General features: G+C 67.2%; 14 protein-coding genes. 11 read left to right on the top strand and 3 right to left on the bottom strand.

Annotated features, from left to right (window positions below; genetic code table 11):
* Positions 1-48 precede the first annotated feature (48 nt).
* Positions 49-1,215: a LysM peptidoglycan-binding domain-containing protein gene (locus tag L0M17_RS11780; RefSeq protein WP_241054149.1), complete on the bottom strand. Its 1,167-nt coding sequence runs from the start codon at positions 1,213-1,215 to the stop codon at positions 49-51.
* 215 nt (positions 1,216-1,430) lie between these two features.
* On the opposite strand from L0M17_RS11780, the gene L0M17_RS11775 reads away from it, so the two are divergent.
* Entirely contained in the window at positions 1,431-1,784 is a 354-nt protein-coding gene (locus L0M17_RS11775; protein ID WP_241054147.1) for an Rv2175c family DNA-binding protein, read from the top strand.
* A gap of 6 nt (positions 1,785-1,790) precedes the next feature.
* Here the strand turns inward: L0M17_RS11775 and L0M17_RS11770 are convergent, their stop codons facing one another.
* Both L0M17_RS11770 and L0M17_RS11765 read right to left on the bottom strand, forming a co-directional pair.
* On the bottom strand, positions 1,791-2,894 hold the full coding sequence (locus L0M17_RS11770) for a polyprenyl synthetase family protein (RefSeq protein WP_241054146.1): 1,104 nt from the start codon (positions 2,892-2,894) through the stop codon (positions 1,791-1,793).
* Position 2,895: 1 nt separating this feature from the next.
* A complete protein-coding gene (locus L0M17_RS11765) occupies positions 2,896-3,453 on the bottom strand; it encodes a hypothetical protein (protein ID WP_241054145.1) in 558 nt (185 codons plus the stop codon).
* An 81-nt stretch (positions 3,454-3,534) separates the two neighbouring features.
* On the opposite strand from L0M17_RS11765, the gene dinB reads away from it, so the two are divergent.
* The 10 genes from dinB to murD all read left to right on the top strand — a co-directional run bounded on the left by dinB (position 3,535) and on the right by murD (position 15,813).
* Positions 3,535-4,842: a DNA polymerase IV gene (gene dinB / locus L0M17_RS11760; protein WP_372498015.1), complete on the top strand. Its 1,308-nt coding sequence runs from the start codon at positions 3,535-3,537 to the stop codon at positions 4,840-4,842.
* 193 nt (positions 4,843-5,035) lie between these two features.
* Positions 5,036-5,395, top strand: a complete 360-nt coding sequence (locus L0M17_RS11755; protein WP_241054144.1) for a DUF3040 domain-containing protein — start codon at positions 5,036-5,038, stop codon at positions 5,393-5,395.
* Positions 5,396-5,782: 387 nt separating this feature from the next.
* Complete coding sequence (gene mraZ, locus L0M17_RS11750) at positions 5,783-6,214, top strand: division/cell wall cluster transcriptional repressor MraZ (protein WP_241054143.1); 432 nt, start codon at positions 5,783-5,785, stop codon at positions 6,212-6,214.
* Between the two features lie 157 nt (positions 6,215-6,371).
* Positions 6,372-7,370 (top strand): 16S rRNA (cytosine(1402)-N(4))-methyltransferase RsmH, encoded by a 999-nt coding sequence (rsmH, locus tag L0M17_RS11745; protein ID WP_241054142.1) that lies wholly within the window; start codon positions 6,372-6,374, stop codon positions 7,368-7,370.
* Positions 7,367-8,014 carry a cell division protein FtsL gene (ftsL, locus tag L0M17_RS11740; protein WP_241054141.1) on the top strand — a complete coding sequence of 216 codons (648 nt, stop codon included), beginning with the start codon at positions 7,367-7,369 and terminating at the stop codon, positions 8,012-8,014. Before rsmH ends, ftsL begins: the two co-directional genes overlap by 4 nt.
* Positions 8,015-8,060: 46 nt before the next feature.
* Entirely contained in the window at positions 8,061-9,911 is a 1,851-nt protein-coding gene (locus L0M17_RS11735) for a peptidoglycan D,D-transpeptidase FtsI family protein (RefSeq protein ID WP_241054139.1), read from the top strand.
* Between the two features lie 164 nt (positions 9,912-10,075).
* The gene (locus L0M17_RS11730; protein WP_372498014.1) at positions 10,076-11,668 is read left to right on the top strand and encodes a UDP-N-acetylmuramoyl-L-alanyl-D-glutamate--2,6-diaminopimelate ligase; all 1,593 of its coding nucleotides are present in this window, start codon (positions 10,076-10,078) and stop codon (positions 11,666-11,668) included.
* A complete protein-coding gene (locus tag L0M17_RS11725) occupies positions 11,661-13,166 on the top strand; it encodes a UDP-N-acetylmuramoyl-tripeptide--D-alanyl-D-alanine ligase (RefSeq protein WP_241054138.1) in 1,506 nt (501 codons plus the stop codon). Before L0M17_RS11730 ends, L0M17_RS11725 begins: the two co-directional genes overlap by 8 nt.
* Positions 13,163-14,272, top strand: a complete 1,110-nt coding sequence (mraY, locus tag L0M17_RS11720; RefSeq protein WP_241054137.1) for a phospho-N-acetylmuramoyl-pentapeptide-transferase — start codon at positions 13,163-13,165, stop codon at positions 14,270-14,272. The genes L0M17_RS11725 and mraY overlap by 4 nt, the downstream gene beginning before the upstream one ends.
* A complete protein-coding gene (gene murD, locus L0M17_RS11715; protein WP_372498013.1) occupies positions 14,254-15,813 on the top strand; it encodes a UDP-N-acetylmuramoyl-L-alanine--D-glutamate ligase in 1,560 nt (519 codons plus the stop codon). Before mraY ends, murD begins: the two co-directional genes overlap by 19 nt.
* Positions 15,814-15,816: the final 3 nt, after the last annotated feature.

The raw sequence follows: 15,816 nt of genomic DNA, 5'->3' as shown, positions 1-15,816 counted from the left end.
CCTACGATCCTATGACGAACGAGGGTGCGCGGACCGGAAGGCCCGCAGTCAGCGGAAGAGCGACATGTTCGCCGTGACAGCCTTGACGTAGGCCTTGGTGTCGTCGAACATCCCGCGCTTCGCCACCGAGGTCTGGCCTTGGCAGTAGCCAGCGATCGCCGCGTCCTGGGACGGCCCCGCATCGAGGAGCGCGCGCAGGATCGCGATGCCCGCAGTTGCGTTGTCCCGGGGGTCGAGCGGGTTGAGCTTCCTGCCCACGAGTCCGGAGGCCCAGTCCGCTGAGGAAGGCACGAGCTGCATGACGCCGATTGCGTTGGCGGGGGAGACCGCCCGCTGGTTGAACCCGGACTCCTGGTATGCGAGCGACTGGGCGAGGACCGGGTCGACGCCCATCGTCCGGGCCGTATCTGCCACGATCTGCTTCATCTGGTCCCGCGTCGGGACAGGCGAGGCGTTGAGGATCCGCTTGTTCTCGTTCGCCGAGGAGACCACAGCGTCCGGGTACTTGAAGCCGAGGAAGCTGTCGCCGACGAGGGGCTTGGCGGGAGCCGCCGAGGCTGCCGCGACCACAGGAGCACCTCCGGGCAGCTTGAGGGAGCGACCGGCGTAGATGACCGAGGAGAGGCTCAGTCCATTGGCGGAGAGCAAGTCTCCGAGTGAGACCTTGAGCCTCGCTGCGACGCCATACAGCGTGTCGCCCGGCCGGATCGTGTAGCTTCCCCCGGGCTGGGGGGCAGCTGAAGGCGATACCGCGGCGGGGGCGACAGCGGCGGCTGGGGCGACAGTGGCTACGGGGGACGGGGCGTCCGTGAGCTGGAGCTTCTGGCCCGGGAAGATGAGCGAGTTCTCGTCCAGACCATTCAGCTCGAGGACGTGGTGCCAGTCGAGCCCGAAGCGGCTGGAGATGCCGATCACAGTATCGCCTCGGGCGACCGTGTACTGGGCGGGCGCCGCAGGAGCTGCAGGTACGACCGAGGGCGCGAGGCTGCTCGGGACGAGCGCCGCGATCTCGGACGCTGGCACGACATCAGCCTGAGGCATCCTCGCACTCACGTCGGCCTGGGCGCCTTGGAGCTGTGCTGGGGCGGTTGCGGCCGTGGCAGGTTCGGCGAGGGCAAGGGACGAGAGGACCACGGCAGGGAGCGTGGCCGTCGTGACAGCGACGGTGGGCAGCTTGGACCTGTGCCCGGGCAGTGCCTGACGGGTGGCCGACATGAAAAGTCCTCCCTGTGACCGTGTTTCTCCTGTGATGGAAGTGCCTTATGACAACTCCAGATACAGATGTGACTGAAGTGAATCTCTCACGGATCCTTGGTGAGCACAAGGCGCCCAGACGGGGGCGCTCGGGCAGGCGAAAGGACAAGGCAGGCGGACAGGGAGAAGAACGGCCGGACTAGGTGCCGTGGCCTGCTCCGTGGCACGCTTATGCCGTGAGTGAGATTGAAGAGCTGGTGTCAGAGTGGCTTCCGTTGCCCGAAATTGCCGAAAGGCTGGGCTGCAAGATCACCAAGGTGCACGGGCTCTTGGATGAGCGGGCGCTCGTAGCCCTCCGGATCGGGGAGCGGGGGATCCGCTCGGTTCCGGCGCTTTTCATCGACGGCGACCATGTGGTGGACAGCCTCAAGGGCACCATTGCGGTCCTCGCCGATGCCGGCTTCTCGGACGAAGAGCTCATCACATGGCTCTTCACGCCCGACGACTCGCTCGGTGGGCGGCCGATCGACGCCCTCCGCCAGGGGCGGAAGACCGAGATCCGACGCCGGGCGCAGATCCTCGCCTGGTAGGGCGGCTCAGGCCGCGCGCTGGACGGCGGCGAGGCCGAGGCTCTGGAGCGCGGTGCGGACATCCCCAGGAATGGTGAGTTCGCCGAGCGCCTCGAAGGCGCGCGTCGAGAGACGCTCGATGAGCGTCTCGGTCGCGTCGAGCGCACCGCTGGTGGCGATGACCTCCCTCAGACGCTCGACGTCGTCGTCGGTGAGGTCCTGCCGGCCCAGGCTTCGCTCGAGCAGCGCCGCACCCTCCGCCGTCGACCGTTCAAGCGCATAGGCGACGAGCACCGTTCGCTTGCCCTCGCGCAGGTCGTCGCCGGCGGGCTTGCCCGTTGTCTGCGGGTCTCCGAAGACGCCGAGGACGTCGTCCCGCAGCTGGAAGGCCTCGCCGAGCGGGAGCGAGAAGCGCGAGTACGCGGCGAGCAGTTCCTCGTCGGCGCCAGCGAGCGCGGCCCCGATAGCGAGCGGATGCTCGGTCGAATACTTGGCGGACTTGTAGCGGATGACGTTCGCCGCGGCTGCCACAGCCTCGTTTCGGGGCCGGCCCGGCCCGACGACCTCCTCAAGGATGTCGAGGTATTGGCCGGCCATCACTTCGGCGCGCATCGTGTTGAAGATGCGGCGCGCGGACGTCGTCGAACCCGCCGCCGAGCCGATCGCAGTGAAAGCCTCCTCGCAGAAGGAGAGGCAGAGATCGCCAGTGAGGATCGCGGCCGCCTGGCCGAACCGCTCTTCGTCGAGGGCCCAGCGGCTGTCCCGGTGCAGCTGCCCGAACCGCCGGTGCACGCTGGGACCGCCCCGGCGGATGTCGGAGCGATCGATGATGTCATCGTGGATGAGCGCAGCGCCTTGGAAGAGTTCGAGCGCGACACCGGCCTGAACTGCGTCCCGGCCGAGGACTTCGCCCCCGGCGCCGCGCCAGCCCCAGTAGCAGAAGAGCGCACGCAGCCGCTTCCCGCCGGTGACGAGGCCGGAGATCGCTTCCATGAGGGGAGCGACGTCGGGCGAGACTCGAGCCATCGCCGCGGCCCGTGCCTCGATGAAGCGGCTGAGCTCTTGCGCGAGGGACTCGCGATAGCGAGCCTGTTCGTCCTGCTGGGCAGACGTGGCTGCGTGCGCCGCCATGCTACTGGAGGGCTGAGGGGTTCACGGAGGCGCCGACGGTGTAGGTCGTGCGTCCGTCGACGACGACAACGGCGACGTTCACTGTCTCCTTGCCGTTCGAGCGCACGAAGTCCTGGCTATCGGTCGAACCGACCTTCGTAGGCGACACCGCGGTGAAGCCCTGGCCGGTGAACTGACCTGAGTAGTAGGAGAGGATCTGGGCGGAAGTTGCGGAAGTCGAGGCGATGAGAGAGGCCTTGGCCGGGTTGGTCGTGGCGTCGTAGCTCGTCGAGAGCGGGGTCGAACCCGGCATGATCGGGATGACCTTGGTGGGGAAGCCGGGGACGAGGGCGTTGACCGTGGAGGAAGCGGACGACGACGGGGTGTCGCTCGCGCTGACCGTCGGCGACGCGGTGTCCGTCGCTGTGGCAGCGGGCGTTGCAGATGCGGTCGGGGAAGACGCCGACTGCGCGTTGGTCGTGCCTGAGTCGGAGCAGCCGGCGAGAAGCAGGGCGACGACGGCGATGACCCCGATCAGCCCTCCGCGACGATCCCTCAACGGCGCTGTCATTCTCGGCACTGTCACTCGCATCCTCCTGTTGTTCCGGCCTGAGTCCCGGTCAAGTCTAAGGGGCGCGGGCCGGCGGCCTAGCATGGAGGAGTGGATACGCAGGACGCCGGGGGAGTCGGCGGGGGAGCGAGCGGGGGCCCTTTGGTCGAACCTCTCGAGGACCTTCGCCGCCGCGGAATCCTCCACGTCGACATGGACGCGTTCTTCGTGGGCGTCGAGCAGCGGGAACGTCCTGACCTGCGTGGCAAGCTGGTGATCGTCGGCTTTCCCTCGGAACGCTCCGTGGTGCTCTCGGCGAGCTATGAGGCACGGGCCTACGGTGTGCGCAGCGCGATGCCCATGGCGAACGCGTTGCGGCTGTGTCCACGGGCGATCGTCGTGGAGCCCCGGCACGCGCTGTACTACGAGGCCTCGCGGGAGCTCATGAAGCTCCTTGGCGAATACACCGACCTCGTGGAGCCGCTGAGCGTGGACGAAGCGTTCCTCGACGTCTCAGGAGCTGTCCGGCGGCTCGGGGCGCCCGAGAAGATTGCCGCTTCGATCAAGGCTGCCGTACGTGAACGATTGGGTCTCACTGCGTCTGTGGGCGTCGCATCCAGCAAGTTCGTGGCGAAGATCGCTTCAGCACGCTGCAAGCCAGACGGCCTCCTCGTCATCCGCCCGGAGGAGACGGTTCCCTATCTGCACTCCCTGCCGGTCAATGCGCTGTGGGGCATCGGCGGCAAGACGGCAGAGGTGCTCGCACGGCTCGGCATCCACACTGTTGCCGACCTCGCTCACACGCCCGACTCCACGCTCCAGAGGATGCTCGGCGCGTCCGGGCTGCACGCGAAGGCGCTCAGTTGGGGAATAGACGACCGGCGCGTCACGCCCCAGCGTGATGAGAAGAGCATCGGCGCCGAGGAGACGTTCGGCGTGGACGTGACGGAGGATTCGGTGCTGCGCCGCGAGCTCCTGAGGCTCGCCCATCGCATTGCGGGTCGCCTTCGCTCCGCTGGGCTCGAAGCCGGAACTGTTGCCCTCAAGCTTCGCTACGCCGACTTCTCCACGCTCTCCAGGTCGAGGGCGCTGACAGTTCCCACCGACTCGGCCCAAGTGCTGTTCGAGGAGGGGGTCCGTCTTCTCGCAGCTCTCGGCCCGCGGCCGCAGAGTGTCCGCCTCATCGGGCTCCGAGGCGAGCGTCTCGCTCGCGGAGGTGGCGCCGTCCAGCTGAGCCTGGAACGGCGTGACGACAACTGGCGGACGGCCGAGCAGGCCCTCGATGCTGTGACTGCCCGCTTCGGGAACTCTTCCCTCCGCCCGGCGAGCCTTCTGGACGACGGTGAGGAACGGCGTCGTCCGCCCTCTCTCCCGGACGCCGCGAAAGGGCCCGATGAACCCACGGCCCCTTTTGGATGAGAACCCGAAAGCATATCCTTAAAAGACCTTGAATATCGGTGAAGCATCGAATCGGCGGGCAGCCGGACAACGATCACGGACGGGCGGGGCAGCTCGTTGAGCCCCAACCGATGCTCGCGGAACTGGACGTCGGTCCGGTGCGTTGTGCTGATGGCGGTCCTGTGTCCGTCGCAGTAAGCAAGAAGGAGTCGCGATGCCTCTCTCCGAGCACGAACAGAAGATGCTCGAGCAGCTGGAGAAGCAGCTGCACGAGGAAGACCCCAAATTCGCGGACTCCATGGGGGCTGACGCGCTACGCCGATTCTCGACGCGTCACGTCGTCCTGGGAGTGCTCGGCGGCATCGTGGGACTCTTGGTCCTGCTCTTGGGCGGGGTCCAGTTCTCAAACGTGTTTGTCGGGGTCATCGGATTTCTGATTATGGGTGCGAGCGTCTACTACGCGACGTTGAGGCGGCCGGGCAGGATGCGCGCCTCGCGCGGAGGGCGCCCCAAGAGCGGGTTCCTCTCCCGGCTCGAGGCGCGCTGGGACGAGCGCCGGAGGGAACAGGGCTGAGGGCGTGAAGGGCCCCCCACTTTCCTCCCCACTTCGCTCCCCAGCTGGCTTGACCTAGTTTCTGCGGGACCCGCTTTTGGCGGGTCCCGCACCTTTTAACGCGCTCTTTAACGCGCTCTGCGGCGCTTTAACACGCTCTGCGGCGCTCGGTGTGGCTGAGCGCGGCTTCGGACGGCTCGTCGGGCCTCCCTGGCCCTCCACTGCGCCCCCACTTCCCCCCACCCCGGCTCTCTCGCGAGATTCCGGGGTTTTTACGTGTGCATCGAAAGAAGAAAGCTGCCGTGTCGCGTTGACCGGGGAGAAGAGTGGAGTAAAGTGGTGGCTGTAAGAGGGAAGTGGACGGAATAGGGACGTGCAGCCCCTCGGGCCAGACGGGTGGTGGTGCCGATGTTGCTCGGTACGTATTCGCCGCGCCTGGACGAGAAGGGTCGGCTCATCCTCCCGGCCAAATACCGCGACGAGCTGGCCGACGGGCTGGTTCTGACACGGGGCCAGGAACGCTGTCTCTACGTCTTCAGCCAGAAAGAGTTCGAACGGATTCACGAGCAGATGCGAGAAGCCCCTATCTCTTCGCGTCAGTCCCGTGATTACCTCCGGGTCTTCCTGTCTGGAGCCTCTGATGAGGTGCCCGACAAGCAGGGGCGCGTCACGATCCCCCAGAACCTGCGGAAGTACGCGGGTCTGGACCGGGACCTGGCCGTGATCGGCGTAGGTTCCCGGGCTGAGATCTGGGACGCCCAGGCATGGGAGGACTACCTCGCCGAGAAGGAAGCCTCCTTCTCGGACACCGACGAAGAGGCCCTGCCCGGGCTTCTCTGAGGCAATGGTCGGCGGACCGAGATCTCCAGCCGCCCGCGGCCCCGTCCTGGCTCACCTTCCCCGGAGCCAGGGAGGGACCCACGGTGCGGAGGGGGATCCCGGCTCACCGCAGCAGGACGACGGCAGTAGAGGGCAATACGGCACAAAAGGAGGGGACATGCCGCAGCAGGACGACGACCGCCCGACATCCGAGCGGCACGTCCCGGTGCTCAAGGAGCGCTGCGTGGCTCTCCTGACCCCGGGTGTTGAGGCCGCTCGGGACGCCGGCCGGGCTCCCGTCGTCGTCGATGCGACCCTCGGCATGGGCGGCCACAGCGAGGCGATCCTCGAGCGCTTCGAGGACGTGACGCTCGTCGGGATCGACCGTGACGAGCAGGCGCTCCGTCTTGCAGGCGAACGGCTTGCACCCTTCGGTGAACGTGCCCAGCTCGTCCACGCCGTCTACGACGAGATTCCCGAAGTCCTCGACCGCCAGAGGCTGGACGGCGCAGACGGCGTCCTCATGGATCTCGGTGTCTCGTCCCTTCAGCTCGACGAGCGCGAGAGGGGCTTCGCCTACTCGTATGACGCGCCGCTCGACATGCGTATGGACACGAGTCGGGGCCACACCGCAGCCGACGTCGTAAACACCTATTCGGTCGAGGACCTCATTCGCATCATCCGGGCATGGGGCGAGGAGAAGTTCGCGGGGAGGATCGCGCGGCGCATCGTCGAGGAGCGTGCCGCCCGTCCTTTCGCCACCACCGGCGAGCTTGTGGACGCGATCCGCGCGGTCGTGCCGGCCAGCGCAGCACGCACCGGAGGGCATCCGGCCAAGCGGACGTTCCAAGCGCTCCGCATCGAGGTGAACGAGGAACTGGATGTCCTTGAGAGGGCAGTGCCGGCAGCAGTCGACTCGCTCCGTCTCGGGGGACGAATCGTGGTGATGTCCTATCACTCGCTCGAGGACAGGATCGTCAAGAACGCCCTCCAATCCCGGTCGCGCTCCACCGCCCCTCCGGGTTTCCCGGTCGAGCTCGAGGAGCATCGACCGGAGCTGAAGGTCGTGACTCGGGGCACCGAGGTTCCGACCGCCGAAGAGATCGAAGAAAACCCTCGGGCCGCCTCGGCCCGATTGCGAGCCGCCGAACGCATCAAGGTCAGGAGCACACGATGAGCGCAGCAGCCCAGACGAAGGCCATGACGTCGGGCACCTCCGCCGTCGCGGGACGCCCCGCACCAGCGAGTACGCCCCAACGGGCACCCCTCTCGCTCGTCCGCACTCTCCCCGTGCGCCGCCGCGCTCCCTTCGCCATCTTCTGCCTCGGCGTCCTCGCCGTGGCGCTCATCGCCGTGCTCGTGCTCAACATCTCCGTTACGTCCGGGCAGTACCAGCTCGTGGAGCTCAGGAACCAGCAGCTCTCGCTAGAGCAGCAGAACCAAGACCTGCAGCAGCGTGTCCAAAACTACGAGGCTCCCCAGAATCTGGCAGCTCGGGCGGCACAATTGGGAATGGTGGCGGCTACGTCGAAGGGCCAGATCGACCTGAAGACCCTGCTCGTCACCGGCCAGCCGACGCCTGCCCAGAAGGGCGCGCCGCAGGGTGCGGTCATCGCGGCCCCCGAAGTAGCGGGGTACGCCGCGTCACCCGCGCCCTCGCCGTCGCCCTCGGACGCGCTGAAGCAGACCAACGCCGCGGCCAAGGCGACGCCCGCCGCATCTCCGGCGCCGAAGGCAACGGCGCCGGCCGCCCCGGCACCGCCGGTGGTGCTCAACGGCGGGACCGTTCCCGCGCCGCAGCAGAGGACGCCCGGCCAGTAGCCGGTAGGCCCGGCGCCGGGCGACAGAACGAGCAAGGGACGTAAGCGTGGCCAAAGCGAGCAAGAGCACGGCGCGGACAGGGCGCACGACGGCGGGACGCGGCCGCCGTCCCGGGGGATTTCCCGTAAGGCCCTCACACGTCACCGGGCGCCTCCGTCTCGGAGTCGGCATGATGCTCGTGCTCCTGCTGGTCATCGGTGGCCGGCTCGTCATGGTCCAGGGCCTTGACATCGGAGGCTACGCCCAGGCCGCGCTCGACAAGCGCCTCCAGACAACTGTCCTCCCCGCGGAGCGGGGCGAGATCGTCGACGCATCCGGCAAGGTTCTGGCCCAGAGCGTCATCCGGTACAACATCACAGTCGACCAAACCGTGGCGTCGAACTTCACGGACTATCAGCGCACCGAGAAGGACGGGAACGGAACCAACCTCGTCACCGTATCCCGAAGCCAGGCGATCTCAGATCTGGCGAGCGCGCTCAGCATGACTGTGGACCAAGTCACCGCGGCCGTCACTGGGACCAAGAAGTTCAACTACATCGCGCGCAACGTGACGCCCGATGTCGAGCAGCACGTCTCCGACCTCGCCTTCCCCGGGGTCTACTCGGAGGGCACCTCTCAGCGCGTCTACCCGCAGGGGGAGGTGGGGGGAAACCTCATCGGCTTCGTGGGGAGTGACGGAACCGGACTTGCCGGAATCGAGCAGACCCAGAATTCGCTGCTCTCCGGCACGGACGGGAAGCGCACGTACGAGATCGGCGCGGACGGCTTGCGGATCCCGGTCGCGACGGACGATCTGACCCCGGCCCAGAACGGCCAGACCGTGAAGCTCACGATCAACTCCGATCTTCAGTACTTCGCCCAGCAGGCCGTTCAGTCCTCGGTCGATCAGCTCCACGCCGAGTGGGGCAACGCGATCGTCATGGATGCGAAGACGGGCGACATCCTTGCGATGGCCGACACGAACCCGGTCGATCCGAATGATCCGTCGAAGACTTCCGCGAAGGATCGCGGGGTTCGCGCTGTTACCGCGGCCTACGAACCGGGATCGGTGGAGAAGGCCCTCACCATGTCCGCCCTCATCCAAGAGGGCAAGGCCAACCCGTTGAGCGAATACACCGTTCCGCCGACCGTGACGATCGACGGTGAGACCTTCAGCGACGCCTTCACCCACGGCACCGAGAAGCGGACCTTGGCGGGCATCCTCGGATACTCGATGAACACCGGTACCGTCCTCGCCGGCCAGGCGCTGACGAACCAGCAGCGGTACGACTACTTCACCAAGTTCGGGATCGGCCAAGCACCGGACATCGGGCTTCCGGGTGAGGCATCCGGGATCTTCGCAACGCCCGACAAATGGGACATACGCCAGCAGAACACGGTGCTGTTCGGGCAGGGTGTCACCCAATCCACGCTGCAGACTGTGCGCGCCTATGACGCGATTGCCAACAACGGCACCATGGTGCAGCCGAGGCTGATAGACGGCTATATCGGATCGAACGGCGTCGAGAACAAGACTCCAGACAAGCCGACCACCCAGGTCATCAGCCCGCAGACCTCCCAGCTCGTCAAGAACATGCTCGAGAGCGACGTGACGATGGGCGAGGTCAAGGACGCCGGCATTCCCGGATACCGTGTGGGCGCCAAGACCGGTACGTCCCAGGCGCCCCGAGACGACGGCACGCCCGGCTACGACGGATACACCGCCTCGCTCATCGGCATGGCACCGATCGAGAATCCGCGGTTCATCGTGGCCGTCGTCATCCAGAGACCGCAGGGCAACATCTACGGCATTACGCAGGGTCCCGTGTTCCGGAGCATCATGTCCCAGGCGCTGCGGCTCTACAACGTTCCGCCGTCAACCGGAACTCCCGTCGCGTACCCCCAGTACGGGCAGTAGCGAGCATCCCGAGGGGTCCTCGGAATCCCCGCTGAGCGGGAGCAGGTCCGACCTGTCTCCCGCTCAGCGACTAGAGTTGGAATCCCCGAAATGCAACGAAGGTGAATGTGAGCGAGCACGCGAGTTCTGTGGACAAGCCGTCCAGACCCCACGAAGGCACCACAGTGACAAGGTCCGCTTTCCGTCCTCAGAACACCCCGCCGGTGGCGCTCGCGAAAGTCGCTGAACTGCTCGGGCTTCCTCAGGAAGGGACGCAGGACGTCGAACTCACGGGGGTGTCGCTCGATTCCAGAAGTGTCGAGCCAGGGGATCTCTACGTTGCCGTACCGGGCACGGCACGCCACGCGGCGTCGTACGTTCCGCAGGCCATCGAAGCCGGAGCTGTCGCCGTCCTGACGGACGAGGCTGGCGCCCACCTTCTGGCCCTCGGCGAGGACGAGACCATCCCGGTCCTCGTGGTTGATGACGCGAGGGCCGCCGTCGGCCCCGTCGCTGCTCTCGTGTACGAGAACGAGCCACGTGCTTCGAGCCCACTCCTCCTCGGAGTCACGGGGACGAATGGCAAGACGACGACGACCTATTTCGCCAATTCCCTCTTCCAAGCCCTCGGGCACCGCACTGGACTCATCGGCACGATCGAGATCGTGGCGGGCGGCGAGCCGATCCCGAGCCGCCTGACGACGCCCGAGTCGACCGACGTCCACGCGCTGCTCGCGCTCATGCGGGAAAAGGGAGTGACAGCGGCTTCGATGGAGGTCTCGTCCCATGCGATCGAGTACCGGCGGGTGGACGGGGTGCGGTATGACGCGGTGGGCTTCACGAATCTCACCCAGGACCACCTCGACCTGCACGTGACGATGGAGGACTACTTCGCCGCGAAGGCGCGGCTCTTCACGCCTGAGCGCGCGGGGCACGGCGTCGTCGTCGTCGATGACTCCTGGGGGCGCCGCCTCGCTGACTCCGCACCGATCCCGGTCACCACGCTCTCGCTCACCGGCGCCCCGGCCGACTGGAGGCTGGCGGACAGCCACCGGACGGGCCTCGGCACGGCCTTCGAACTCGAGGGTCCAGATGGCCAGGCCCTACGGCTCCGCACAGGTCTCCCTGGGGCGTTCAACGTCGCCAACGCAGCCCTCGCCGCGCTCCTCGTCCATGCCGCGGGCGTACCCCTTGAGCGCATTCAGCAGGCTGCCGACGACCGCGACCCCTTCAGTGTCGAAGTGCCCGGGCGGATGCAGCTAGTGGGCACCAAGCCCGCGGCCGTCGTCGACTTCGCGCACAACCCAGACGCGCTCGAGAGGGCTCTTGCGGCGGTCCGGCCTGTGGACGGCGCGGGGCGGGTCATCATCGTCTTCGGTGCCACGGGACAACGCGATCAGGGCAAGCGACCGCTCATGGGAGCCGTGGCCGTGCGGGGGGCCGAGGTGGTCATCGTGACCGACGACGACCCGCACGACGAGGATCCCGAAAGCATCCGGCAGGACGTGCTCAAGGGTGCCCGGAGCGAAGATGCCACGCGCGGTCTGCGACGGACGATCGAGGAGGTCGCTCCCCGCGCCGCCGCCATCCGCCGAGCCGTCGAACTCGCACGCGAGGACGACGTCGTCCTCGTCGCCGGCCGCGGGCATGAGGTGTTCCAGGAGGTCAAAGGCATCAACCACGCCCTTGACGACCGGGTCGAGCTCCGCGCCGCCCTCGTGGCCCGAGGATTCCTCAGCCCCGTCGATGAGCAGATAGAGTCCACAACCGATGATTGAGTTCAGCGCGGCGGAGATCGCCCGCATCACCGGCGGGCGCCTCGTGGGCGACCCGCACACCATCCCCACCCGCGTGGCCACCGATTCCCGGGAGGCCGGCAAGGGCTCCCTGTACGTTGCGAAGCCGGGCGAACATGCCGACGGGCACAGCTTCATCGCCGCGGCGTTCGCGGCCGGAGCGGTGCTTGCACTCTGCGAACGTGAGGTCACGGACGGGGCAGGCAGCGTGTTCCCGTCGGTCATTGTGCCTGACGCCGTGCTGGCCATGGGCGCTCTCGCGAAGGAGGCCGTGCGGCGGATCCGGGAGGCCCGCAGGGCTCGCGGGCTCGAGTTCACGGTGGTAGGCATCACGGGCTCGGCCGGGAAGACGACCACCAAGGATCTCATCGCCGGGATCTTCCGCTCGACTGCCGAAGGTTCTGCAGGCCCGACGGCGACCATCTCGCCCCAAGGCTCGTACAACGGCGAGGTCGGCGTGCCGCTGACGGTCTTCACCGCGGACGAATCGACCCGATACCTCGTGATCGAGATGGGTGCAACGGGCATCGGCCATATCCGCTATCTCGCGGACATGGTGGTCCCGGATATCGGCGTCGTCCTCGTCGTCGGCACCGCGCACGCGGGAGAGTTCGGCGGCGTCGAGAACATCGCCATCGCCAAGGGCGAACTCGTCGAGGCCCTCGCACCCGAGGGGACGGCCGTGATGAACTACGACGATCCTCGCGTCCGTGCCATGGAGGCCAGGACAGTTGCACGGAAGATGTTCTTCACGGCACACCCCGACATGGCAAGGGAGGCGGCCACGCGAGGCACCCTCGTCGCCGCCCTGGACAGCCACGTTGACGGCGATGGGCGGCCCGTGTTCGGGCTCAGCATCGGGGGAGAGGCGCCGGTAGAGGTTCGCAGCCGGCTCATCGGCGCGCACCACGTCGGCAACCTGCTCGCTGCCGCCGCTGCGGCGTACGCTGCCGGCATCGGCGCCGAGGCCATCGCAGCATCCCTGTCGTCGCAGGGGCCCGCGAGCCGGTGGCGCATGGAGCGCACCGATCGCGCGGATGGCGTCACGGTGATCAACGACGCGTACAACGCCAACCCCGAGTCGATGCGTGCGGCCCTCCAGACGCTTGCCGACCTCGGGCGCGGCCGGCGCACGTGGGCCGTCCTCGGCGCCATGCTCGAGTTGGGCGACGAGTCGATCGCGGCCCACACTGCAGTCGGAACGCTCGTGGTGCGGCTCAACATCGACCGGCTCGTCGTCGTCGGCCGCGAGGCGCGGGCGCTGTATGTCTCGGCCGTGAACGAGGGCTCCTGGGGCGACGAGTGCACGTTCGTGGAGGATGTCGACGAAGCCTTCGCGCTGCTCGAGAGTGAACTCGAGCCGGGCGATCTCGTCCTCGTCAAGTCCTCGAATGGCGTGGGGCTGCGGCATCTCGGCGATCGGATAGCATGGGCCGCTCAGGATCAGCCCACTGACACCGCGCGAACGGAGCTCATGTGATCGCACTGCTCATCGGTGCCGGGCTCGCCCTCGTACTCGCATTCGTCGGCACGCCGCTGTTCATCCGGGTGCTCGTCCACAAGGGCTACGGGCAGTTCATCCGAGACGACGGACCAACGAGTCACCACACGAAGCGCGGAACACCGACCATGGGCGGCGCGGTCTTCGTCCTCGCGACGGTGATCTCGTACTTCCTGGCACACTTCATCGTCTGGATCATGCATCCCGGGGCAGCCGGGCCGACCATGTCCGGCATGCTCCTCCTTTTCCTCATGGTGGGCATGGGGATCGTCGGATTCCTCGATGACTTCATCAAGATCTCGAAGCAGCGAAGCCTGGGCCTGAGCGCACGCGCCAAGCTCATCGGGCAAGGCGCAGTCGGCATCATCTTCGCCCTCCTCGTCCTCCAATTTCCGGACGGCCAAGGCAGGACGCCGGCCTCCACGATGATCTCGTTCCTGCGCGACATCCCGTGGCTGAATCTGGCGTTCGGCGGTTCGGTCCTCGGAGCGATCCTCTTCGTGATCTGGGCCAACTTCCTCGTGACGGCCGCGAGCAACGGTGTGAATCTCACGGACGGCCTCGACGGCCTCGCGGCGGGCGCATCGATCATGATCTTCGGCGCCTACACGCTCATGGGGATCTGGCAGAGCAATCAGCATTGCGGCTCAGCGCGGGTGTCGGGCTCGGTCTGCTACCAGGTCCGAGACCCGCTCGATCTCGCGCTCCTGGCAGCGATCATGAGCGCTGCACTCGTCGGGTTCCTCTGGTGGAATACCTCACCGGCAAAGATCTTCATGGGCGACACCGGTTCGCTTGCGATCGGAGCCGCGATCGCCGGTTTCGCGATCCTCACGCGCACGGAGCTCCTGCTCGGCATCATGGGTGGCCTCTTCGTGCTCATCACGCTCTCGGTCATCCTCCAGGTGGGCTACTTCAAGCTCACGAAGGGGAAACGCCTGTTCAAGATGGCGCCGCTCCAGCACCACTTCGAACTCAAGGGCTGGGCCGAGGTAACCGTCGTCGTCAGATTCTGGATTCTCGCGGGGCTCTTCGTGGCCGTCGCACTGGCAGTTTTCTACGCGGAATGGGTGGCTGGACTGTGACCGGAAGCAGGGACTCCGTCGAGCGACGGCGGGAGCGCCTCGCGGCGCTCACCTCGTGGGATGCGGATTGGGCGGGGCTGCGCGTCGTCGTCACGGGCATCGGGATTTCGGGATTCGCTGCCGCTGACACGCTCATCGAGCTCGGGGCGAGCGTCGTCGTTGTGGACGGGTCGGTGACCGAGCGGACACAGGCCCAGGCGGAGACGCTCCGAATCGTCGGTGCTGTCGACGTGCTGCTCGGCCCCGAGGCGGTGCAGACGCTGCCGCTCATCGAGGGAGAGCTGCCAGACCTCGTGGTCACGTCGCCCGGCTGGCGGCCGGACCAGGCGGTCCTTGCCGGCGCCGGCCGGAAGCACATCCCCGTGTGGGGCGACGTCGAGCTCGCATGGCGTGTGCGATCCCGGCGCGGCAAGAAGACGGCAGCCTGGCTCGCCGTGACGGGCACCAACGGGAAGACGACGACGGTCGGCATGGCTGAGTCGATGCTCCGCGCCGGGGGACTCAAGGCGGTTGCCGTCGGCAACGTGGGGACTCCGATCCTCGACGCCCTCCGAGAGCCGGTCGAGTACGACGCGTTCGTCGTCGAGCTCTCAAGCTTCCAGCTGCACTGGGCAGAGTCGCTCTCGCCCGTAGCGTCCGTTGTGCTCAACGTCGCCGAGGACCATGTGGACTGGCACGGCTCCTACGAGAGCTACCTCGCGGACAAGGCGAAGATCTACCGCAACACCCAGAAGGCGGCGGTCTACAACGCCGAGCAGATCGAGACCGAGCGGATGGTCGAGGAAGCCGACGTCGTCGAGGGCTGCCGGGCGATCGGCTTCACGACCCGCACCCCGGGACTCAGCATGCTGGGGGTGGTTGACGGCCTTCTCGTGGACCGCGCCTACATCCCCGAGCGGAAGGATCACGCGGCCGAACTCGCGTCTGTGGCGGATCTCGGCGAGATCGCCCCGCGGCATATGGTGGCCAACGCCCTCGCCGCGGCAGCCTTGGTGCGAGCCATCGGCGTCGAACCCGTCGCGGTGCGTGAAGGCCTGCGCAGCTATCTGCCCGGCGATCACCGCATCCAACCTGTGGCGACGATCGACGGCGTCGTGTGGGTCAACGACTCCAAGGCGACCAACCCGCACGCTGCGAGCGCCTCGCTCGCGGCTTTCGATTCGGTCGTGTGGATCGCGGGCGGCCTCTCCAAGGGCGTCACCTACGACGAACTGGTCGCTCGCCACTCCGCCCGCCTCAAGACGGTGGTGCTCATCGGCGTCGACAGCAGCGACCTTGAGGGAGCCCTCAGGCGACACGCACCGAATGTCCCGGTGATCCGTGTCGACCCGGGCGAAACTGAAGAAGACCGGCCCGACGGGGCGAGCATCATGGCCCGTGCCGTCGAGCATGCGGCAGAGACCGCGGGGACGGGCGACACGGTGCTGATGGCACCGGCGGCTGCCTCGATGGACCAGTTCGCGTCCTACGCGCAGCGTGGCACGGCGTTCATAGACGCCGTTCACAGGCTCGTCGAGGGGAAGGCCCAGAGCAAGGAGTAGAGG

It is taken from the genome of Sinomonas terrae, assembly GCF_022539255.1.
In the GTDB taxonomy this organism is placed as follows: domain Bacteria; phylum Actinomycetota; class Actinomycetes; order Actinomycetales; family Micrococcaceae; genus Sinomonas; species Sinomonas terrae.
This window is presented reverse-complemented; position numbering and strand designations above follow the sequence as displayed.

Excerpts from the sequence above, each read along its gene's own strand:
- rsmH (WP_241054142.1), top strand. The coding sequence starts at position 6,372 with ATGCCGCAGCAGGACGACGACCGCCCGACATCCGAGCGGCACGTCCCG.
- L0M17_RS11725 (WP_241054138.1), top strand. The coding sequence starts at position 11,661 with ATGATTGAGTTCAGCGCGGCGGAGATCGCCCGCATCACCGGCGGGCGC.
- mraZ (WP_241054143.1), top strand. The coding sequence starts at position 5,783 with ATGTTGCTCGGTACGTATTCGCCGCGCCTGGACGAGAAGGGTCGGCTC.
- murD (WP_372498013.1), top strand. The coding sequence starts at position 14,254 with ATGGGTGGCTGGACTGTGACCGGAAGCAGGGACTCCGTCGAGCGACGG.
- ftsL (WP_241054141.1), top strand. The coding sequence starts at position 7,367 with ATGAGCGCAGCAGCCCAGACGAAGGCCATGACGTCGGGCACCTCCGCC.
- L0M17_RS11770 (WP_241054146.1), bottom strand. The coding sequence starts at position 2,894 with ATGGCGGCGCACGCAGCCACGTCTGCCCAGCAGGACGAACAGGCTCGC.
- L0M17_RS11755 (WP_241054144.1), top strand. The coding sequence starts at position 5,036 with ATGCCTCTCTCCGAGCACGAACAGAAGATGCTCGAGCAGCTGGAGAAG.
- L0M17_RS11780 (WP_241054149.1), bottom strand. The coding sequence starts at position 1,215 with ATGTCGGCCACCCGTCAGGCACTGCCCGGGCACAGGTCCAAGCTGCCC.